The organism is Dermatophilaceae bacterium Sec6.4 (genome assembly GCA_039636865.1).
Taxonomy (GTDB): Bacteria; Actinomycetota; Actinomycetes; order Actinomycetales; family Dermatophilaceae; genus Allobranchiibius.
On the sequence record CP144172.1, the window covers coordinates 3,094,832 to 3,117,334 of the forward strand.

Here is a 22,503-nt window from a genome sequence, read left to right on the forward strand (position 1 = left end):
CCACGAATCACACCGGCGCAATCACGTCCCAAACGGCCCCGAAGTGACTGATCTCACCGATGCAGGTCCTCTCCCACTCCTATGGGGGCCCTTCACCCCTCGGACCCGGCATCGGCCGGCTGGGTTCACGCAGCACCTGCTCCCGACGGAGCGTTGTGCCATAGCGTTGTGCAGCGATGACCGACACACGCACGAAGCTATTGACCGCCACCGATGCCGTGCTGCGCGAGGACGGGCTGGCTGCTGTGTCGGCGCGGTCGGTCGCCACCCGGGCGGGGGTCAACCAGGCGTTGGTCTTCTACCACTTCGGCACCGTCACAGATCTCATCGATGCTTCCTGCCGGACAGCACTGGACGCCCGGGTTGCCGTGTACTCCGACCGATTCGATGCCGTGCACACCCTGGAGGCACTCCTCGTCGTGGCGCGCGAACTGAACACCACGGAGCGCCGCGGCGGGAATGTCGGGTCGATGGCGCAGATCCTGGCCGCCGGTCAACACAACGAAATCATCGCCGGCACCGCGCGCTACTGCCTCGGGCAGTGGTCCGCTCAGGTCGAGCGCGTTCTGCGCAGAGTCCTGTCCGGACATCCCCTCGCTGATGTCGTCGACATCGACGGCCTGGCGAATGCGGTGACCTGCGGCTTCATCGGGGTGCAGCTCATGCAGGGTGTCACCAGCGAAGCCGGCGACTCTGCGCTTGCGAGCCTCGATCAGCTCGCGGGGCTGATAGGCGTCCTGGATGACCTGGGACCGGTAGCACGACGGGCGGTCACCACCGGATTACTCCGACGGGAGGCCCGTCGCCGCGCTCACCGGGCTCAGACGACCTGACCCCGCGCTGCCGCCTCGTCCGCGCCCTTACCCCCCGCTGCATCCACCACGGCCTTGGCTACGACTGATGCGATTCCGGGGTGGAAGACGCTTGGGATGATGTAGGCAGCGTTCAGCTCTTCTGGTTTGACCACGTCGGCAAGTGCCATGGCTGCCGCAAGCATGATGTCGAGCGTGATGTCGGTTGCCTGCGCATCCAACAGACCACGGAACACGCCCGGGAAGACGAGCACGTTGTTGATCTGGTTGGCGAAGTCGCTACGGCCCGTGGCGACCACCGTTGCGTGCTCTGCTGCATCGCCCGGATCGACCTCTGGCTTGGGGTTTGCGAGCGCGAAGACCACGGCGCCGTCGGCCATCGTGGCGATATCGTCGCCCGTCAGCAGATCCGGAGCGGAGACGCCGATGAAAACATCGGCGCCGCGCACCGCGTCCTTCAATGTGCCGGTGACGCCTCGTGGGTTGGTGTGCTGTGCCACCCAAGCGAGCGTCGAGGAGCTGTCGCCGACGATGTCGGCCCGGTCACAGTGGACGATTCCGTCGATATCGGCGAGCACCAGGTCGCGCGCACCGGCGTGCAGCATCAACTTGGTGATCGCGGTGCCGGCGGCTCCGGCACCACTCTGCACGATGCGCACATCAGCAAGGTTTTTGCCCACGACCCGCAAGGCGTTTCGTAGGGCCGCGAGTACGACGATCGCCGTACCGTGCTGATCGTCGTGGAAGACCGGGATGTCCAGTTCTTCGCGCAACCTCGCCTCGATGCTGAAACAACGCGGAGCCGAGATGTCCTCGAGGTTGATACCGGCGAACACTGGAGCAATCGCCTTGACGGTACGGACGATCTCGTCCTCATCGGTGGTGTCCAGGCAGATCGGGAAGGCGTCGATGTCGGCGAATCGCTTGAACAGGGCAGCCTTGCCCTCCATGACCGGCATGGCGGCGAGGGGGCCGATATTGCCCAGACCGAGAACCGCCGTACCGTCGGTAACGACCGCCACCGTGTTTCGTTTGATTGTCAGCCGCCGAGCGTCTTCGGGATTCTCCGCGATGGCCATGCAGACCCGAGCCACACCCGGGGTGTATACCATCGACAAGTCGTCACGGTTGCGAATCGGCACCTTGGACTCGATCTTCAATTTGCCACCCAGGTGGGCAAGGAAGACCCGGTCGCTGACCTTGCGGACCTCAACCCCTTCCACCGCGCGCATGGCGTCGACCAGCTCACCGGCATGGTCGGCGTCACGAGCCGCTGCGGTGACGTCCACCTGCATGCGGGCGGTGTCCGAAGAACTGATGTCGAAGGCGGTGACCAGTCCGCCCGCACGCTCGACGGCGCCGGTCAGCTCGCTGACCGCAGTGGGGCGGCCCGGAAGTTCCAGGCGCACGATGATGGAGTTCGAAACCGAAGGCATGAGGGGCATGGGACCTATTGTGCTGCCCGACACGAGGTGCCGCAGGCAACATTTGGAGGTTCGCCGGTAACTGCGGGGCGGATATATCTTTCCGCGTGGAAAATGCGGCCGCCGAAGGGTGTTACTCAACAGTGTGACGTGCCGGGAGTGGAGGTGGCGGGAATCGAACCCGCGTCCGCTAAACGCGCTCCAGGGCTTCTCCGGGTGCAGTGCGCTAAGGATTTTCTCGGCCCCAGGACTCGCACGCACGCGTTCCCTGACAGGCCCAGCCGAGTAAGAGTCCCGCGTCGCCCCTCGGCGTGACGACACAGCAAGTCCTCTAGCTGACGCCAGACACTGAGTCGAGAACAAGCTCAGGCTGACGGACTTCTACGCTCGCTTAGGCAGCGAGGGCGAAGTCGGTGCGCTTGGAATCGGCACCTATTGGTTTTGCACAGATCGTTAACGAGATAACTGTGCATCCTCGACCCGCTTCCCCTGAAATGTCGGTCAACGTCGAAACCGATCACCCCCAGGTTGCGGGCACGTCACACTGTTGAGTTGTCGCCGACCCGTGGGCCGACGTGTTCATCGTAATCGTCAACGGCGACACGAGCCACCGCATTCCGCCTCAGCTGGACAGTCCCTACCCGTACAACGGGCGAAGCGGGTACTCCGCGGTGCCGTCGCGGCCGACTTTCTGGCCGAGCACCTGGTGCAATTGGATGTTGTTGCGGGTGAATCCCAACGCGGAACCCGCCAGGTACAACCCCCAGATCTTGGCGATGGGTAGGCCGGCATCAGCAACGCACTCGTCCCAGTTGTCCTCCAGGTTCTGGGCCCACTGCGTACAGGTACGCGCGTAATGCTCGCGTAGATCCTCCACATGCCGAACCTCGAACCCCTGCGCCTGCATCGCTGACGCGATCGTGCCGACCGGTACGAGTTCGCCGTCCGGAAAGACATACCGGTTGATGAAACCGCCCTTGGTCAGCGAGGGCTTCTTCGTGTCCGTGCGGGTGATGCAGTGGTTCAGCAACCGGCCGCCAGGGCGCAGCTTGGAGTGCAGGAACTGGAAATACGCGGGGTAGTTCTTCGCACCGATGTGTTCGGTGAGGCCGATCGAGCTCACGGCGTCGAAGTCGCCCTCGGTCACGTCGCGGTAGTCGCAGAACCGCACCTCGGCGCGGTCGTCCAGGCGCATCTCCTTGATCTTCTGACCCGCCCAGCTCGCCTGGTTCTGCGACAGGGTGACACCGAGCGCGGTGACGCCGTAGTGCTCGACGGCATGTCGGACCATGCCGCCCCAACCGCACCCGACATCCAGCAGTCGTTGGCCGGGCTGCAGGTCCAGCTTGCGGCAGACCAGATCGTGCTTGTTGGCCTGCGCCTCCTCCAGGCTTGCATCTGCAGTCGGGTACGCAGCACAGGTGTAGGTCATCGACGGGCCGAGCACGAGCTCGTAGAACTCGTTACTGACGTCGTAGTGGTAGCGGATGGCGTCTGCGTCCCGCTTTCGCGAGTGCCGCAGTCCCTCCAGTCCGCGACGCCACTGCGGCGGCTGCTCCTGCTCCGGAAGGGGCGGGATCTGTAGGTTCTTGATCCCGAGACCCCGGGCGATACGCGCCACCTTGGCGAACTGCGGACGCTTGATCTCGAAGTCGGTCATGAACAGGTTCAGGAACTCGTAGGGGTTACCCGGCGGAATGCCATCGAATTCCAGGTCACCGGACAGATAGGCCCGAACCAACCCCAACTCCCCTGGAGAGGTGACCATGTACCGAAGGGCCCGCTCGTTGAGTAGCTCCATAGCGAACGGAGCGTTCGGATTTCCGCCCGTCGAGCCGTCGTAGGCCGTAACGCGTAACGGCAGCTCAGTGCCGAACAGCTCGTCGAAAACCGCACCGATCGTCATCTTCATCGACGCTTCACCGCCTTCGTGTAGAGGTCGGGCAGGCGCCCGTCCGGGTCGTACGTGCTCTTGATCTGCTGATAGTGGGCCCCGCCGTACATCGCCCAGAACTCATCCTGGCCGTAGTAGGCATCGCTGTAGAGGGATTTGTGACCACCGAGGGACTGCACGACGCGCTCGATCGAACGGTTGACATCACCATCCAACGCACCCTCCTCGATCGCCACCGTCGACCAGAAGCCGACATTCACGTAGGTCTCGCCCCGCCGCATTGGGTAGAGCGGCCATGGCTGGCCGGCCCGCGTATCGTCCTCAGACTCGCGAAGCCGCATGGGACACAACCAGATCGGCTCGATCGGTACCTCGCGCAGGAACCACTCGAGAAACTTCTCGGTCTGAGCGAGTGGCAGCTCCACGTCCTGCACGACACGCTCTCGTGGCGCCTTGCCCCTGCGCGCATCGATGGAGGCCATCACGCCATATCTGGTTTCGAACCGGATGATCCTGGAGTAGACGTCGCTGCGTAGATAGCGTCGTGGAACCAACCGCCGTAGCCAGGGTTTCTGAAGTCCGAGGGCGCGGTTGCACCAGAACCAGTCGGTGTCCCAGCGCCAGATGTAGTCCAGCGTGCTGACGTAGTCCTCGTCGCGCGTCTGGATCGAGCGGTAGTAGATCTGCTGGCCGGTGTAGTCGGAGGTGTACGGGGCCCGTGCCCTGAAACTACCCAGCACGAGGTAGCTCTCTCGCGGTCCGAAGACCACTCCGTCCAGAAAGTCCACCTTCTCGCCGCCGTAGTCGCGGTGTTCGACGATCGAGTCCATGACCGACAGCAGTTGCTGCACATCCTCGAAATGCAGATGCCGTAGATGAACGTACGGCTCGATCGGGTCGAGCGCGATCTTCAACCGCACCGCGTATCCCAAGGATCCGTAGGAGTTGGGGAACGCCGCGAAAAGATCAGCATGCGGACCCTGCGGCGTCGCGGTGACGATTTCACCGGCACCGGTCAGGATGTCCATCTCCAGGACCGACTCGTGCGGCAACCCGTTGCGAAAAGAGCTGGACTCAATACCGAGGCCCGTCACCGCACCGCCCAGCGTGATGCTGCGCAACTGCGGGACGACATACGGCATCAGCCCGTGTGGAAGCGTGGCGTCGCACAGATCTTCGTAGGTCGTCATCCCCTGGACCTCAGCGGTGCGCGCTTGTTGATCGATGCTGATGACCCCGTTGAGCTCGGCGACATTCAGACCGGGGCCGCTGATCTCACTACGCGTGCGGAACAAGTTGGAGGTCTTCTTGGCCAGCCGCACCGGAGCGCCGGGCGCCAAGCGCCGAAGCTGCGCAACAAGATCCTGCACTGCGTCGTCGTGTCGTTGCCGACCGATCGGTCCTGCTACCAACGGTGATGCCTCGCTCTCCCAAAAGCAGGAATGTGCCATACAGCGACGGCAAGACTAGTGGTTCGGTAGTTATATCGCATCTCTAAGTAAAATGTCGGCGGCCTCATCGGGCCCGATGTGAGCCTTCCCACACTCCCCCAGGTTGCACCATGTCCCCCTCAGTGTTTCGATGGTACGAAACAGTTCTGTTTCATCGACACCGAAGGGAGGGCTGTTGTGAACGCTGCATCGTCGGCTGGGCCCGTAGTGGTTCCGACTGCCCGGCCCCGTGTCGAAGGGGACCGCGAACAGGAAATTCTGGCGGGCGCCATCGTGGTGCTTTTGGACGTGGGATACGACCTGCTCACCTTCGACGCCGTGGCTGCACAGGCCCGAGCCAGCAAAGCAACCCTCTATCGACGGTGGAAGACGAAAGCAGATCTCGTCGTCGCTGCCATCGACGCTGCGGCATGCTCGGAGACAGCCGTCAACCCGCCCGACACCGGCTGCCTCACATCTGACCTGCTCGCAATCTTCGCCGACCCCGCCATCGACTCGACAGAAATCTCCGAAGTCATGGCAGCCATCTTTCCCGCGCTGCACCGCGATGCCGAGTTCACTGCGGTGTTCACCGAGAAGTTCTTCGCGCCGCGTCAGCTCGGACTGCGTACCGTCCTACAGCGGGCCCAGGCCCGTGGGGAGGTCGGCCCCGGCGCCGACCTCGACCTCTTCGCGGCCATTCTGCCGGCGATGAAATTCCACGACGTCGTCGTGCGCAACGAACCTCGCACCGCAGGACGGATGCGTCAGATCATCGAAGAAATCTTGCTCCCTGCCTGCGTCGCCAGTCGCGTCGCAACAGATGCCGGTGGTGGCGCCTAACCTGCGCACCCGTCCACCAACACAAGGCCGACCCTCAGCCTTTTTTCAGCCCACAGCAGTTGCTTCATCCCTCAAGGAGAACCATGTCCGCCGCCACCGCCGAATCGGTCGAAGTGACCGAACCGCCGCCCAAGACCCGCCACCTCGGGGTCGCGCTCATCGTCATTGCATTTGCGCAGCTGATGATCGTGCTCGACGCCACCATTGTGAACATCGCGCTGCCCCGTATCCAGTCTGATGCCTCCATCGGGCTGACCCAGGCCGATCAGGTCCAGTGGGTCGTCACGTCCTACGCTCTCGCGCTGGGCAGCCTGCTGCTGCTCGGCGGGCGCCTCGGAGATCTCTTCGGTCGCCGCAAGATGTTCGTCGCCGGTATCGCGATCTTCTCGGTCGCATCGCTGCTGGGCGGCCTGGCTCCGACCGGCATTCTGCTGATTTCGGCACGAGTGCTGCAGGGAGTGGGTGCGGCGCTGGCCCAGCCTGCGGCGCTGGCTCTGATCAACACCACATTCCCCGTCGGCAAGGAACGCAACCGTGCGATGGCCGTGTACGCGGCGATGTCCGGTATGGGTGCTGCCATCGGCCTGATCCTGGGCGGCTTTTTGACCCAGGCCCTCGGCTGGGAGTGGACCTTCTTCATCAACGTGCCGATCGGCGTCGGTGTCGCGCTGGCAGCGCCACGCGTACTGGTGGAATCTGAAGGCAGCGACGCGCGACTGGACATCCCCGGCGCCGTGACTGCGACCCTGGGGCTGTTCGGGATCGTCTATGGTCTCTCGCACGCCGCAGGTCACTCATGGGGAGATGCGCTCTCCCTGGTGCCACTGATCGCGGGCGTGATCCTGGTCGTCGCGTTCTTCGTCATCGAGAGCCGGGTCGAACATCCGCTGCTGCCACTGCACATCGTCACCGACCGCACCCGCGGGGTGAGCTTGTTCGCAATGCTCATCGTCGGCGCGGGACTGTTCGCGATGTTCTTCTTCCTCGGCCTCTTCATCCAACAGGTGCTGGGGTACTCCCCGATCAAAACGGGCGTGTCGTTCCTGCCCTTCAGCGCCGGCATCGTCATCGCTGCAGGCCTCGCGACCAACCTGGTCTCGCGGGTCGACCCACGATGGATCGCTGGAACCGGGGCCGTTCTCGCGGCCTTCGGCATGTGGGGCTTCACCCACCTCTCAGTGGACTCCGGCTACTGGAGCCACCTGTTCCCCTACATCACCATCATGGCGTTCGGACTGGGTCTGGTCTTCATCCCGTTGACTCTTACCGCGACGGCCGGCGTCAAGGGCGACGATGCGGGCGCAGCAGCATCTGCGTTGAACACCATGCAGCAGATCGGTGGCGCCATCGGCATCGCAGCACTGAGCACCGTGTTCGCCCACGCAGCGACCTCACAGGGGAAGGTGCTCGGCGCCGCAGCTGCAGCCAAGGCCAAGGCAGCCGCTGCCGCCGGCCAGATCCCGACGAAGGCCCAGATTGCCGCCAGCAAACAGGACATCGCGCTGCACGTGCAGACGTACGCGTCCTCGCACGTGTACTGGGTTGCAGCCGGAATGATCCTGGTGGGCGCACTGGCACTGTTCGCCTTCCTGACCGTCAAGCACGACGACCTGCAGACCGAGGGTGGCGCCGGCGCGCACATCGGCTGATATCGAGCAAGCAATGGCATGGGCGGCGTACCGATCGGTACGCCGCCCATCTCGCTGTCCGCCATGTGCGCATGAATCAACCAGTCCCTTCTTGCCGGATAAGGTTCTGCGCACCAGCGCCGCCACCCCCAGGGAGTTCGCGTGTTCCGCAAGGTTCTAGTCGCCAATCGAGGCGAGATTGCAGTCCGGGCGTTCCGCGCCGCCACCGAACTGGGTGCAGCCACAGTCGCTGTATTCCCCTACGAGGACCGCAAGAGCGAGCACCGGATGAAGGCCGATGAGGCCTATCAGATCGGTGTCGTCGGCCACCCCGTGCGGGCCTACCTCGACCCCGCTGAGATCGTGCGGGTCGCCCGGGAGTGTGAGGCCGACGCCGTCTACCCGGGGTATGGATTCCTCTCCGAGAATCCTGCTCTTGCCGAAGCCTGCGCCGCGGCCGGCATCGCGTTCGTCGGTCCACCGGCCGAGGTCCTGCACCTCACCGGGAACAAGGCGCACGCCATCGCGGCAGCCAAAGCAGCCGGACTACCGACTTTGCGCAGCATCCCGCCCAGTGATGACCCGCAGGTACTGCTCGCGGGGGCAGCGCAGATCGGCTACCCGGTCTTCGTCAAGGCGGTGGCCGGTGGCGGCGGCCGCGGCATGCGCCGCGTTCAACGCCCCGAAGATCTACGCGAGTCCCTCGATGCCGCCATGCGCGAAGCGGAATCCGCGTTCGGTGACGCAACCTGCTTCATCGAGGAAGCCGTAGTGGATCCCCGGCACATCGAGGTCCAGATCCTGGCCGATGGCCAGGGCACGGTGCTGCACCTTTTCGAACGGGACTGTTCGGTCCAGCGCCGTCACCAGAAGGTGGTGGAGATCGCTCCTGCCCCGAATCTGCCGGCCGAGCTGCGGGATCGGATGTGCAGGGACGCTGTCGCCTTCGCCACCGAAATCGGCTACGTCAACGCCGGCACGGTGGAATTCCTGCTCGACCCGTCCGGACGGTACGTCTTCATCGAGATGAACCCCCGGATCCAGGTGGAGCACACGGTCACCGAGGAGATCACCGATGTGGACCTGGTCTCCTCCCAACTGCGGATCGCCGCCGGCGAGACCCTGTCGGACCTCGGGCTGATGCAGCAGGACATCAGGGTGCGCGGGGCGGCTCTGCAGTGCCGCATCACCACCGAAGATCCGTCCAACGGATTCCGACCGGACACCGGCACTATCACCGTCTACCGGTCCGCCGGCGGATCAGGGGTGCGGCTGGACGGCGGGACGATCTTCGTCGGGGCCGAAGTCAGCGCCCATTTCGACTCACTGCTGGTCAAGCTGACCTGCCGCGGACGAGATTTCGCGACCGCGGTGCGGCGGGCCCGCAGAGCACTCGCGGAGTTCCGGGTGCGTGGCGTCAGCACCAACATCCCCTTTCTGCAGAGCCTGCTGGAGGAACCGGACTTCCTGGCCGGTCGCGTTACAACCTCGTTCATCGAAGAACGACCCGATCTGTTGAACGCGCGGGTACCCGGTGACCGGGGCACCAAACTACTGACATATCTGGCCTACCAGAGCGTCAACAAGCCGCATGGTTCCTCGACGATCTCGCACAGTGCGCGCAGCAAACTGCCCGACTGCGACCTGGACGCCGCGGCTCCGCCCGGCTCGCGTGACCAGCTGCTGCGGCAGGGCCCGGATGCCTTCGCGCGGGCGTTGCGCGCGCAGGCGGCTGTGGGTGTGACGGAGACGACGTACCGCGACGCCCACCAGTCCCTGTTGGCGACCAGAGTCCGCACTCGTGACCTCTTGCACGTCGCGCCGTTCACCGCGCGGATGACACCGCAACTGCTGTCGGTCGAGGCATGGGGAGGTGCTACCTACGACGTTGCGCTACGTTTCCTGTCCGAAGATCCCTGGGAACGCCTGGAGCGGCTACGTGCAGCGATGCCCAACCTGCCGATCCAGATGTTGTTACGCGGTCGCAACACCGTTGGTTACACCCCTTATCCGACCCGGGTGACGGACGCTTTCGTCGTCGAGGCCGCCAACACCGGCGTCGACATATTCCGGATCTTCGACGCACTGAACGACGTTGCGCAGATGCGACCTGCGATCGAGGCCGTCCGGACCCGCACCAACGCCGTTGCCGAGGTGGCGCTGTGCTACACCGGCAACCTCAGTGATCGCGGTGAGCAGCTCTACACCCTGGACTACTACCTGGGTCTCGCCGAGCAGATCGTCAACGCCGGCGCGCACATCATTGCCATCAAGGACATGGCGGGTCTGCTGCGCGCACCGGCTGCACGCATTCTGGTGACCGCTCTGCGGGAGCGATTCGACCTGCCGGTCCACCTGCATACTCACGACACTGCGGGTGGCCAACTCGCGACGTTGCTGGCGGCGATCGAGGCCGGCGTCGACGCAGTCGACGCCGCAAGCGCGTCGATGGCCGGCACCACGAGTCAGCCGTCGTTGTCCGCACTGGTCGCTGCCACGAACGGCACGCCCCGCGCGACCGGGTTGGACCTGCAGTCGGTCTGCGACCTGGAGCCGTACTGGGAGGCGGTGCGCGCGCTCTACAAACCGTTCGAGTCGGGCCTGGCATCACCGACCGGGCGGGTCTACCACCATGAGATCCCCGGCGGCCAGTTGTCCAACCTTCGCCAGCAGGCAATTGCGCTGGGCCTCGGCCACCGCTTCGAGGCAATCGAGGACATGTACGCAGCTGCGAACACCATTCTGGGCAATATCGTCAAAGTGACACCGAGTTCCAAAGTGGTGGGTGATCTCGCGTTGTCCCTGGTCGGCGCAGGGACCGACCCGGTGCAGTTCGAGCAGGAGCCGGGGCGGTTCGACATCCCGGACTCGGTGATCGGCTTCCTCGCCGGTGATCTCGGCGATCCCCCTGGCGGTTGGCCGGAGCCCTTCCGCACCAAGGCGCTTGCCGGTCGCAGTATTCAGCGGATCGACCCCGAGCTGGGCGCGCAAGACAGTGCCGACCTTGCCGCAGATCCGCGGGCAACCCTGAACCGGTTGCTCTTCCCGGGCCCCACAAAGGACCTGCAGCGATCGCGGGAGATGTACTACGACCTGTCCCTCCTGGCGACGCGGGAATTCCTTTACGGCCTGGATCCGGGCGTGGAGTATGAACTCGACCTCGAACCGGGTAAACGTCTCCTGCTCTCGATCCAATCCATCGGCGATGCGGACGAGCGCGGTCTGCGCACCGTGATGTGCCTGGTCAACGGGCAACTGCGACCCGTGCAGGTCAGAGACGAAAACGCAAAGGTCGAAGTAGCCGCTGCCGAGCGTGCCGATTCCAGCGTCCCGGGGCACATCGCTGCCCCCTTCGCCGGGGTCGTCACTGTCTCAGTGTCCATCGGCGACGAGATCGCCCCCGGCGCAACGGTCGCATCGATTGAGGCCATGAAGATGGAAGCGAGCATCACCTGCCCCGTGGGCGGGACGGTGCGTCGGGTCGTGATGCCAGGGCCCGGTCAGGCGGAGGGCGGGGATCTGCTGCTGGTGGTGGAGCCTCGATGATCTCCCGCCTGGTCCGCAGGTTTGTCGGTGCCACCGCGTCCGTGGGGTCAGCTCTCGTCCTGGTGTCCTGCGCGTCGGGTGGGTACAGCGGGCCGCCCAGCTGGACCGCCCAGTCGCCGTCAGGAGTGTTCGTCGCTGGGGCTTCCGCACCGGGGTCGGTTCAACGCAGCACCGTGCAGTCGCCGACCTGGACACTGACCACCAGCACACCGGGCGATCCCAACGTGGACCCGAATACCTGGCCCGATGCCGACACTGCGCTGAGCAGCCGGCAACTGAAGTCGCTCTTCCCCGATGCTGCTGATATCGGCGCCGCCAGCTGCATCAAGTTGACCCTGCCCTCGGGCGCGAAGACGGCCAAGAACACTCGCTGTGACTGGTCGGTCACCTTCGGCAAGAACACCTCCCAGGTCGCTGCGCTGACGGTCATCCTCCGCGGATTCGGCGCAGATTCGGCGATGACACGCGCCTGGTCGACCCGGCAGGCTCAGCAGGTCACCGGTCGCTTCAGTGGGGACACGTTCTACGCGCCTGGCACCTACGGCGCCAAGGGTGTTTATTTCCTGTCCAACGGGCAGGCATCGTTGCTCATCTCGAACGGTTCAGTCGCGGGCTGGCTGGATGTCGAGTTCGCAAACTTCGACGGGGCTCTGGGCAAGAGCACCGACGACGCTGCCAAAATAGTGCGGGCTCAGATCTTCCCGATCGTCGTGGAAGACCTCGTCGGCCACCTGCCTCGAACGGGTGTCGGCACGCCGCTGACCGCGACTGGATCATGACGGAGGTGACCGTCAGCGCGTGGAGGCGTCCTCGTCGCGATGGGCATCGTCCGGGTTCTCATCGGGCAGCGGCGCCAGCCACGCCGACACCAACGTCAGCGCAGCCACAATTATCACGCAGACACCGAGAACTGGGGCGCCGCCTCTCGCCAGCGTCGAGCCTGCCAACGCGGCGAAGATGCCCCAGATCACCGTCGGCGTTCTGGCCGCCGAACGACCTCGCCACAACGCTCGCCCGATGAGGAGTGCGCCCGCCGCGAAAATCAGAACCAGCAGATCGAACGTGACCGACCGACCCGCTTCCGAACCGCTGTCCAACGTTGTCCGGACCAGCAGAACCACCGCCAGAATCCCCAGTGCCGCGCCCTGACCAGCCATCAGCACGGCAGGCACTACGCGTCGCCAGAACGGGGGGCAGGGGGCAGATTTGTCGTCGCTGGGCGGCACCCTGCAATGCTAATTGCCCATCGAGTGTGATGAATACCTCAGCCAATTGACTGAAAACTTGACCGATAGCTCTTGTGCGATCACGTTGGAATCTGTGAGAGTAGGAACATCTTCGCGTGATGCGTCGTTGTTCGGGTGAAAGAGCGTGTGAACACACGGTGCCTGAAGCGTCTGCCGACACGCTGAGCCCCAGCCAGAGGACTACCTCGAAGCCGTGTAATCGCACGGCATTCCCATGTGCAAGGAGCAAAATTAATGGATTGGCGCAACCGCGCTGCGTGTCTCGACGAGGACCCCGAGCTGTTTTTCCCGATTGGGAACACCGGACCCGCCCTGCAGCAAATTGAAGACGCCAAGGCTGTTTGTCATCGCTGCCCTGTCATCGACACCTGCCTGAAGTGGGCACTGGAATCCGGCCAGGATGCTGGCGTGTGGGGCGGTTTGTCCGAGGACGAGCGTCGGGCACTCAAGCGTCGTAACGCGCGGGCCCGTCGCGCGGGTTGATCGCGATAACCATTTCGCAAGTCACCGAGGTGCCAAGGTCCGATCCCCGATTCCATTGGATCTGACCGGTCATATCTGTGATGAGCGACTTGACGATCTGAGTGCCGAGACCGCCGGGCCTGCCTTCGAAACCCGCGGGCAACCCTGACCCGTCGTCAGTCACCCGCATGAAAAGTATGTTCCTGTCACCTCGTGCATGTGGCTGCCGGCCGGCGTGCACTTCGATGTGACCGCCATGCTCGGCGTATCCATGTTCGGCCGCGTTCTGCACCAACTCTGCGAGGATCATCGCCACGGTCGTGGCGTCATCCGCCCCCAGCAGGCCGAATGATCCGCTCAAGGATCCGGTGACGCCCATTCCGGACCGGTTGGCGATCTCAATGGCCGCTGCTATCGAGCGCCGCGCGATCTCATCGAAACTGACGTATTCGTCCAACCGCGTACTCAGGGTTTCATGCACGTCGGCGATCGTTGCCACCCGACGCACCGCATCCTCCAGCGATGCCCTCGCGGCCGGGTCCTGCAACCGTCGCGCCTGAAGTCGAAGGACAGCAGCAACCGTCTGCAGATTGTTCTTGACCCGGTGGTGAATCTCGCGGATCGTCGCGTCCTTGGTCAACAGCTCCCGCTCGCGTCGGCGCTGCTCGGAGATGTCCCTGACCAGCAGCACGGCACCCACTCGTTCCGACCGCTCCAGCAGCGGAATTGCTCGCGCACTGACGATGGCGTCATCGGTATCTATCTCGGTGTGCCACGGGGCCCGACCGGTAAGAACCGGCATCAGTTGTTCATCGACCGGGCCACGTTCGGGTAGGACCTGACTGAGGACGCTCGCCAGCCGAGCACCGATGACCTCCCCGTCGTATCCGAGTCGATGCGTCGCGGACACGGCGTTGGGGCTGGCGTACAGGACGACCCCGTCGGGATCCAGGCGGAACACCCCGTCCCCTACCCGCGGCGCCCCCGGTCGTCCGCGGGTCTCGGCGTCCCGCTGCGGGAAATCTCCCGCAGCGATCATCGCGGCCAATGCGTCCGCAATGGCGAGATAGGTCACTTCCAACCGGCTCAGCGACCGCATCGAGCCCACATTCGTGTATCGGGTCAGCACCGCGAGCACCCGCCCGTCGTGCATCACCGGCACAGCCTCAGAGCGGATGGCGACCTCCCCCCGCCACAGCGGCGTTGCCGAGCGCACCTGCCGCCGGTGGTGCAGCGCCTCTCGGACGAATCCGTCTTCGCTGCGATCCATCATCTGACCGACGAGGTCCTCGGTGTGTACACCCACCCCTGTGGTCGGCCGCACATGAGCAGCTGCCACCCACCGGTCCTCGGTGGACAGCACCCACAGCACGAGATCCGCGAACGACAAATCGGCAATCAGCTGCCAGTCGGCGACCAGGAGATGAAGCCAGGCGACATCAGCAGCCTGCAATGCGGTATGTCCCGCAACGACATCTTTCAGCGAGGGCACATCGTGAGCCTACTGACGGTCTCCCGCGGTGCGTCCCCGCCCGTCTATTTCTGATGCACTGCACTAGGTTGCAGACCCCGACCGGATCACCGACCGCAGCGTCCGCAATGCCACCGACACCGGGGCCAGCCCGGGCTTGTCTATTTCGGTGAGCCCGCGCAGCGCCTGAGCAACCCGTTCGACAGCTTCACTGTTGGTATCCGTCCAGGAGCTGAGCCGCGCCTGCGCTGAGGAATCCCTGTCGGTCGCAGCCAGCACCGCCGCCGTGAAGGAATCCAGCACGCTGTAGACATCGTCGCGCACCGCGCCACGTGCCAACGCATCCCAACGATCCTCGCGCGGCAGGGCAGAGATGGCCTCCAACATGAGATCGACACCGAATCGTTCGGACAGGGCGTGGTGGACCACGGCCACGTCACGCGGCTCGGTGTCGCTGTCGCGGGCCTGTTCGGTCACGTTCAGCAGCGAATATGCATCCATCAGTCCGGCAGTCCACTGCGCCAGCTCCTGCGGTACGTCGTGATCCACCAGGTCCTGCACAGTGGCTTCCCAGCGCTTCAACTCCGCACCCTGCAGGAAGGATGAGATCTGCGGACTCAACTGTGCGATGACCGGCTCGAACCGCTGAATTTCAGCGCCGATGTCCAGCGCAGCGGGCCTGCTCTGTAGTAACCACCGGGCTGCGCGGTCGATGAGCCGGCGAAACTCCAGATAGAGACGGGTCTGGGTATCGGTCGTTACGACATTGTCCAGTGCTTCGACCTGCCCCACGAAACCGGCCATGTCGAAAATCTCGCGAGCGATGACGAAAGCCCGGGTGATCCGCTCCGCGGTTGCCCCGGTCTCTTCCTGGACGCGGAAGGCGAAGGTGATACCGCCGCGGTTGACCATCGAGTTGACGACCGAATTGATGACGATCTCGCGCCGCAACGGATGCTCGGCGATGTCCTTGGCGTAGTCGTCGTGCAACTGCGCTGGGAAGTAGTTCAGCAAAGTGGCCTCGAACCACGGATCCTGCGTAAGACTCGCTTTGCCCAGGTCCGCTTTCAGTACCAACTTGGCGTAGGCGACGAGAACAGCAAATTCTGGCGCACTCAGCCCCTCACCGCGCGCCTCGCGGTCCGCCATCGCCGCGTCACTGGGCAGGAACTCCAGCTCGCGGTCCAACTCGCCCCGAGCCACCAGCCAGTCGATGAAGCGACGGTGCACGCTGATCATCGCGCCGCCCTGTGCGCGGGCATTGCCGAGCAGCACGTTCTGCTCGTAGTTGTCGCGCAGCACACGATGTCCGATGTCCTGCGTCATGCTGTGCAGGAGTACATCGCGTTGCTCACGTTCGAGCCTGCCCTGACGGACCAGATCAGTCGCGAGAATCTTGATGTTGACCTCATGGTCGGAGGTGTCCACACCGGCTGAGTTGTCGATGGCATCGGTGTTGATACGTACACCTGCTCGCGCGGCTTCGATTCGGCCCAGCTGGGTCGCACCCAGGTTGCCGCCCTCCCCGACAACCTTGCAGCGCAGACCTGCTCCGTTGACCCGAACTGCATCGTTCGCGCGGTCGCCGACGTCGGCATTGATCTCGACGGAGGACTTGATATAGGTCCCGATTCCACCGTTCCAGAAAAGATCGACCGGTGCGAGCAGGATCGCCTGCATCAGGTCCGCCGGTGCAAGCTTGCTCACGTCATCGGCCAGCCCCAGGGCAGCACGCACCTGGGCGCTGATCGGTACCGACTTGGCAGACCGCGGATAGACCCCGCCGCCGGCCGACAGCAGGCTGGAGTCGTAGTCGGCCCACGACGAGCGCGGCAGTTCGAACAATCTCTTACGTTCGGCGAAGGACGCAGCTACCTCCGGCTCGGGATCCAAGAAGATGTGCCGGTGGTCGAAGGCCGCGATCAACCGGATGTGCGGCGAACACAGCATCCCGTTACCGAACACGTCACCACTCATGTCGCCGACACCGGTGGCGGTGAAATCCTCTTCCTGGGTGTTCACACCCATCTCGCGGAAGTGCCGCTTGACGGACTCCCACGCACCACGCGCAGTGATGCCCATGACCTTGTGGTCATACCCTGCCGACCCGCCGGAGGCGAAGGCGTCGTCCAGCCAGTAGCCGTATCCCTGAGCGACTTCATTCGCGATATCGGAGAACGATGCCGTGCCCTTGTCCGCGGCGACCACCAGGTAGCTGTCGTCCCCGTCGTGGCGCACGACGTTCGCCGGTGGTACCACGGCGCCGTCCACGAGATTGTCCGTCACGTCCAACATCCCACTGATGAACTGCTTGTAGCAGGCGATGCCCTCAGCCAGCCATGCATCGCGGTCGGCGGGATCGGGCAGGTTCTTGGCGAAGAAGCCACCCTTCGACCCGGTCGGGACGATGACGGCGTTCTTGACCGTCTGAGCCTTGACCAGACCCAGCACTTCGGTGCGGAAGTCCTCGCGGCGATCGCTCCATCGCAGCCCGCCGCGCGCGATCGGGCCGAACCGCAGGTGGACCCCCTCCACGCGCGGGCTGTAGATCCAGATCTCGAAGCGTGGCTTGGGACTCGGCATCCCGCTGACCGCGCGCGGGTTGATCTTGAAACTGAGCACGTCCAGCAGTGACCCGTCAGGTTTGCGGGCAAATGCGTTGGTACGCATGGTGGCCAGGATGACCTCCATGACGGTCCGCAGCACTTTTTCTTCGTCAAGACTGCTGACGTCACTCAGACCCGCGTCGAGACCCTCGATGATCTCGTCCTGCCGGCAACTCCTGCTGTCCGATTCGATGCTCGGGTCGAAGCGGTTCTCGAAGAGTTCAACCAGCCCGCGCGTCAGATCCAGATTTCCGATCAGGGTCTGCTCGACGAACCGCTGGCTGCGCCCGAAACCTATCTGCTGGAAGTACTTGGCGATGGCCCGCAGAATCGAGACCTGCCGCCAATCAAGGCCCGCCCGAAGCACCAACCCGCCCAGACCATCGGACTGAGCCTGCCCGTGCACCACCGCGAGGAAGGCATCCTGGAACTGCTCGCGCACCAGTGCAGCATCTCTGCCGGAGTCCTGATCAGTACCCCAGAACTGCTCGTTGGCAGCCCGCAGACCGAAGTCGTAGATGTGCACGACAACCCCGTCCAAGCGGGTCATCGTGTAAGGCCGCTCGTCGGTCACATCGACCCCCAGTCCGGTGAAAACCGGAAGGATGTCGGTAAGGATCAACCGCTCTTGACGGAACAGTTTGAACCGTCGCTCAGACGGGTCACTGCCGGGTTCGCGGTAAAGCGTCAGTTTGGTGTCGCCCGCACCGTCCAGGTCTTCGATCCGGCGTAGATCCGCGACCCCTTGGCGAGGAGTGAAGTCTTCCTTGTACGCCTCTGGGAAGGACTTGGCATAAAGACTCGAGACGCGCGCGGCGGCATCCGGACCATCCTCCTCGCGGCTCGCATCACCGAGGCGCTCTCCCCAGGTCTGGGTGCTGGTCAGGATGTCCTTCTCGAGCTGTTCGAATGGAACATCGTCCACCTGACCCGACTCGGGTCGCACGACGAAATGAATGCGGGCCAGCGTCGAGTCACCGACGCTGGTGGTGAAATCGATGGATTTGGCGTCATACGCCTTGCTCAGCACCTGCTCGATACGCAACCGCACAGCGGTGTTGTAACGATCGCGCGGCAGGTAGACCAGAACGGAGACGAATCGCTCGAATTCGTCCACGCGGCGCATCACGCCGGCTTGGCGACGTTCCTGCAGCCGCATGACGGACGAGACGGTCCGATGCAACTCCCGGGTGCTCGTCTGGAACAGTTCGTCTCTTGGAAACGACTCCAGGACCTGCAGCAGATCCTTTTCGGAGTGGCTGTCGGCAAGGAATCCGGAACGTTCGATGACCTGCTCGACGCGATCCTTGATGACCGGGATCGTCAGCACCGACTGGGTGTAGGCCGTGGAGGTGAACAAGCCCAGGAAGCGGCGCTCCCCGATCACCTCACCCTGGTCGTTGAAGGTGCGTAGCCCGACATAGTCCAGGTACTGCGGGCGGTGCACGGTCGCGCGCGAATTTGCCTTGGTCACCGTCAGCAGCCGCGCCTCTTTGGCACCGGCCCGTACGTCCGGCGCGAGGCGGGCGAACGAACGCGACTCCTCCCCCGCACCGCGTAGGATCCCGAGGCCGCTCTCGCTCTCTGCCCGTAGGACCGTCTCTCCGTCAACCTGCCCCAGTGCGTAGTCGCGGTAACCCAGGAACGTGAAGTGGCCGTCCTCCAGCCACCGCAGGAAATTCACGGTGCGTGCGGCAATAGGGCCAGGAACTGCCTGCGGCGGATCCTGTTCGAGCTGGGTGGCCAACTGCGTGCAGCGCTCCCGCATCGGCATCCAGTCGGCGACGGCAACCCGCACATCACCCAGGACAGCATGCAGCCGCTCGGCGAGTTCTTCGTCGGCGGCGGGGGTGGCTGCGAGGTCGATCTCGAAGTGCATCCAGGCTTCCAGCACCCCGTCGGTGCCACCGTCCAGGACACGCTGCAGACGGCCCGCGTCATCGCGATCGACCAGCAACTGCGGGTGGATCAGCGAATGCACCTCGCGGTCGCCGAGCGCGGCAAGAACCGAGTCCACCAGGAACGGCATATCGTCGGTGACGATGTCCAGGACGGTGTACGAGCACGACCATCCATCGGTGTCCTGCGTGGGGGTGAACACCGCGACCTTCGTCTGACCGGCGCTTCGTTCGGTGGCGAGCTCGAGATGTTTCTCGACCATGCCCGCTAGCACCCGCGGCCCGCAGGAGGCGAGATCCACGTCGACAACGTGCTGGAAATACTGCTCCACCAGCCCCTTGTCACGAGATTCGGTCAGCACTACGCACTCGCGCAGTAGGTCGTTGCGGGAGTCGGGAACCGCGCTCATGGCGTGCTTACACACTTTCGCTGATTCAAAACGACGTACGTCGTTGTACATCGTCGCCCGACCTTATCGCCCTTTCGCCGGCCGTGGAGGACCGCTGTGGAGGAAGGGATCGGTTCGCCGCAAGAGCCTCTAGGGTGGTGCGACATGGATCGGGAGCAGATCGCACGCGGCGTCGCGGCGACCGTCCCGCAGCTGCTCAATACCCACGTCGAGACAGCCGATGCCCGCACCGTGGACGCCGTCGCATCTGCCGTCGAACGGATCGTCGAGGAAGTGCTGCACTGGCATGACCGCGCCGTGCTGGGGACCACATATCGCAGGGTCACCACTGTCGGCCGTGCCCTCACACCTGCCACGGATGATCATGATCACGCAGCCGCGCTGCGGTGCCACATCCAGCAGGGCCGACTGCCCGGGGCGCCCGCGAGTCTGCAACTCGCCGCTGCCGAGCTGAACAGCGCGGTCCGTCGCCTGGAGGCTGCCATCGGCAGCGAGCCTGCCCTGCGCGACGTCGACGCGACCCGGTTGTTGGATCACACCACCGCGCTGGCAACGGCGTTGGGCCATCATGCTCAGCTGTTACGCCGCGAAGCCGCCCAGTTACGCGTGTCCGACACCAAAGAACATCGCGATCAGGTGCTGGCCCGTGTGGTGCGGGCCGAGAGCCGTCTGACCCGCATCGCGATGGCTACGCTGGCGACATGAAGATCGAAGAGAAGTGGGTCTACCCGGCGCCCGGGGACCGGGTCTACGCCATGATCATCGACCCGGCGTTCCAAGACGCCAAGTGCATGGCTGCGAGGGCTACCGAGCACAGTGTCGACGTGCAGAAAACCCAGGAGGGTCACACGGTGGTGACGCACCGAAGCATGTCGACATCGTCGTTCCCATCTCAGTTCAAGTCGATGGTCGGCGACTCGCTGCAGATCGTGGAAACCCAGGCATGGGGTTTCGCCGACGGGGACGGCAATCGGTCGGCCGACCTGATCGTCGAGATCAAGGGCGTTCCAGTGGGTCTGACCGGCACCATCACGGCCACCACTCACGGGCCCGACACAGTGATGCAGATGGCCGGCGACCTCAAGGCCCGCATTCCACTCTTCGGCGGGAAGGTCGAACAGGCGGCAGCCCCTGCCATCGTCTCGGCCATCCAGAGTGAGGCCGAGACGGGCAAGGGCTACCTCGCGAGTTAGTCCTGCTCCATCGCCGGGTACGGGTGACTGGTCGGCGCGTCGAAGGTCTCCTTGATCGAGCGCGGGCTGGTCCAGCGCAACAAGTTGACTGGTGCGCCGGCTTTGTCGTTCGTTCCGGACGCACGGCCGCCGCCGAACGGCTGTTGTCCCACGACCGCGCCGGTCGGCTTGTCGTTGATGTAGAAGTTGCCCGCGGCGAAGCGCAACCTGCTCATGGCATCGGCCACGACCATCCGGTCCCGGGCGATGATCGCACCGGTCAGCGCGTAGGACGCCACCGACTCCATCTGGTCCAGCACCTTGTCGTAGTCCGCATCCGCGTAGACGTGCACCGCCAGGATCGGTCCGAAGTATTCGGTGCTGAACACCGCGTTCTCGGGGTCGCTGACTTCCAGCACCGTCGGGCGCACGAAGTAACCGACCGAATCGTCATAGGTGCCGCCGGCAATGACCTTGACATTGTCCTGGCCCTGGGCCGTGTCGATAGCCGCCTTGTGCTTGGCGAATGCCCGGTCGTCGATGACGGCGCCCATGAAGTTGCTGAAGTCGGTGACGTCGCCGACGGGAAGGCTGTCGGTGATGGAGGCCAGGTCGTCCTTGATCTGCTTCCACAGGCTCGCCGGCACGTACGCGCGCGACGAGGCCGAGCACTTCTGACCCTGGTACTCGAACGACCCTCGGATCATGGCAGTGCGAAGGATGTCCGGATCCGCACTCGGGTGGGCGAGGATGAAGTCCTTCCCACCGGTCTCGCCCACCAGACGCGGGTAGGTGCGGTACTGCGTGAGGTTGGCACCCACCGTCTGCCACAGGTGCTGGAATGTGGGGGTCGATCCGGTGAAGTGCACGCCTGCAAGATCGCGGTCCGCGAGCACGACCTTGGACACGTCGAGGCCGTCGCCGGTGACCATGTTGATCACGCCGGCCGGCATTCCGGCGGTTTCCAAAAGCTCCATGATCAGCTGTGCCGAACGCTGCTGAGTCGGCGACGGCTTCCAGACAACAGTGTTGCCCATCAGCGCAGGTGCTGTGGGCAGATTGCCCGCGATGGCCGTGAAGTTGAACGGGGTGATCGCGTACACGAAGCCCTCGAGCGGGCGGTGGTCCGTGCGGTTCCAGACTCCTGGGGAGTTTGCGATCGGCTGTTCGGCCATGATCTCGCGCGCAAAGTGCACGTTGTAACGCCAGAAGTCGATCAGCTCACAGGCGCTGTCGATCTCGGCCTGGACAGCCGTCTTGCTCTGGCCGAGCATGGTCGCTGCGTTGAGGCGAGCGCGCCAGGGGCCGGAGAGCAGGTCGGCTGCCTTCAGGAGCACCGCTGCACGATCGTCGAAGGACAGATTGCGCCACCCGGGCGCGGCCGCCTTGGCAGCATCGACGGCCTGCTGGGCGTCACCGGTCGTTGCGTTGCGCATCGTGCCCAGCACCTTTGCGTGGGCGTGCGGCTGACGCACGAGAATTTCAGCACCACCGCCCATCACCCGCTTGCCGCCGATCGTGTGCGGCAGTGCTACCGGCGTGGCAGCCATTGTCTCCAGCGCCGCCACCAATTCGACCCGTTCCGGGCTACCGGGTCGATATTCTTTGACGGCTTCGTTCACAGGGGTAGGTACGCACGTGACGGCATCCATCAAAAACG

At 64.3% G+C, this 22,503-nt stretch carries 15 protein-coding genes and 1 other RNA gene; 8 read left to right on the top strand and 8 right to left on the bottom strand.

All coding sequences use genetic code 11. The annotated features are described in order from the left end of the window. Positions 1–176: 176 nt before the first annotated feature. Positions 177–833 (top strand): TetR/AcrR family transcriptional regulator, encoded by a 657-nt coding sequence (locus V3G39_14795; protein XAS75902.1) that lies wholly within the window; start codon positions 177–179, stop codon positions 831–833. Here V3G39_14795 and V3G39_14800 read toward each other — a convergent pair. The 4 genes from V3G39_14800 to V3G39_14815 form a co-directional block, all read right to left on the bottom strand. Next, positions 821–2,257: an NAD-dependent malic enzyme gene (locus V3G39_14800; GenBank protein XAS75903.1), complete on the bottom strand. Its 1,437-nt coding sequence runs from the start codon at positions 2,255–2,257 to the stop codon at positions 821–823. The genes V3G39_14795 and V3G39_14800 overlap by 13 nt on opposite strands. 136 nt (positions 2,258–2,393) lie before the next feature. Next, positions 2,394–2,761, bottom strand: a transfer-messenger RNA (tmRNA) gene (ssrA, locus tag V3G39_14805). 112 nt (positions 2,762–2,873) lie between these two features. Next, on the bottom strand, positions 2,874–4,148 hold the full coding sequence (locus tag V3G39_14810; protein XAS75904.1) for a cyclopropane-fatty-acyl-phospholipid synthase family protein: 1,275 nt from the start codon (positions 4,146–4,148) through the stop codon (positions 2,874–2,876). After that, complete coding sequence (locus V3G39_14815) at positions 4,145–5,581, bottom strand: FAD-binding oxidoreductase (GenBank protein ID XAS75905.1); 1,437 nt, start codon at positions 5,579–5,581, stop codon at positions 4,145–4,147. Before V3G39_14815 ends, V3G39_14810 begins: the two co-directional genes overlap by 4 nt. A gap of 177 nt (positions 5,582–5,758) precedes the next feature. On the opposite strand from V3G39_14815, the gene V3G39_14820 reads away from it, so the two are divergent. From V3G39_14820 to V3G39_14835, 4 genes are all read left to right on the top strand, one after another. After that, positions 5,759–6,403, top strand: coding sequence for a TetR/AcrR family transcriptional regulator (locus V3G39_14820; GenBank protein XAS75906.1), 645 nt, complete (start codon positions 5,759–5,761; stop codon positions 6,401–6,403). Between the two features lie 83 nt (positions 6,404–6,486). Continuing rightward, a complete protein-coding gene (locus V3G39_14825) occupies positions 6,487–8,052 on the top strand; it encodes a DHA2 family efflux MFS transporter permease subunit (GenBank protein ID XAS75907.1) in 1,566 nt (521 codons plus the stop codon). Between the two features lie 141 nt (positions 8,053–8,193). After that, the gene (locus V3G39_14830; protein XAS75908.1) at positions 8,194–11,577 is read left to right on the top strand and encodes a pyruvate carboxylase; all 3,384 of its coding nucleotides are present in this window, start codon (positions 8,194–8,196) and stop codon (positions 11,575–11,577) included. Further along, positions 11,574–12,356 carry a hypothetical protein gene (locus V3G39_14835; protein XAS75909.1) on the top strand — a complete coding sequence of 261 codons (783 nt, stop codon included), beginning with the start codon at positions 11,574–11,576 and terminating at the stop codon, positions 12,354–12,356. Before V3G39_14830 ends, V3G39_14835 begins: the two co-directional genes overlap by 4 nt. Positions 12,357–12,368: 12 nt before the next feature. On the opposite strand, the gene V3G39_14840 is transcribed toward V3G39_14835, so the two are convergent. Continuing rightward, positions 12,369–12,803, bottom strand: coding sequence for a hypothetical protein (locus V3G39_14840; protein XAS75910.1), 435 nt, complete (start codon positions 12,801–12,803; stop codon positions 12,369–12,371). A 255-nt stretch (positions 12,804–13,058) separates the two neighbouring features. On the opposite strand from V3G39_14840, the gene V3G39_14845 reads away from it, so the two are divergent. Next, complete coding sequence (locus V3G39_14845; protein ID XAS75911.1) at positions 13,059–13,307, top strand: WhiB family transcriptional regulator; 249 nt, start codon at positions 13,059–13,061, stop codon at positions 13,305–13,307. Here the strand turns inward: V3G39_14845 and V3G39_14850 are convergent. After that, positions 13,270–14,778: a PAS domain-containing sensor histidine kinase gene (locus V3G39_14850; GenBank protein ID XAS75912.1), complete on the bottom strand. Its 1,509-nt coding sequence runs from the start codon at positions 14,776–14,778 to the stop codon at positions 13,270–13,272. The two genes, V3G39_14845 and V3G39_14850, sit on opposite strands and share 38 nt — an antisense overlap. 63 nt (positions 14,779–14,841) lie before the next feature. Beyond that, complete coding sequence (locus tag V3G39_14855) at positions 14,842–19,671, bottom strand: NAD-glutamate dehydrogenase (GenBank protein XAS75913.1); 4,830 nt, start codon at positions 19,669–19,671, stop codon at positions 14,842–14,844. 144 nt (positions 19,672–19,815) lie between these two features. Here V3G39_14855 and V3G39_14860 point away from each other — a divergent pair, with 144 nt between their 5' ends. Both V3G39_14860 and V3G39_14865 read left to right on the top strand, forming a co-directional pair. Beyond that, the gene (locus V3G39_14860; protein XAS75914.1) at positions 19,816–20,376 is read left to right on the top strand and encodes a hypothetical protein; all 561 of its coding nucleotides are present in this window, start codon (positions 19,816–19,818) and stop codon (positions 20,374–20,376) included. Further along, the gene (locus tag V3G39_14865) at positions 20,373–20,864 is read left to right on the top strand and encodes a DUF2505 domain-containing protein (protein ID XAS75915.1); all 492 of its coding nucleotides are present in this window, start codon (positions 20,373–20,375) and stop codon (positions 20,862–20,864) included. The genes V3G39_14860 and V3G39_14865 overlap by 4 nt, the downstream gene beginning before the upstream one ends. On the opposite strand, the gene pruA is transcribed toward V3G39_14865, so the two are convergent. Beyond that, positions 20,861–22,495, bottom strand: coding sequence for an L-glutamate gamma-semialdehyde dehydrogenase (gene pruA, locus V3G39_14870; GenBank protein ID XAS75916.1), 1,635 nt, complete (start codon positions 22,493–22,495; stop codon positions 20,861–20,863). The two genes, V3G39_14865 and pruA, sit on opposite strands and share 4 nt — an antisense overlap. Between the last annotated feature and the right edge of the window lie 8 nt (positions 22,496–22,503).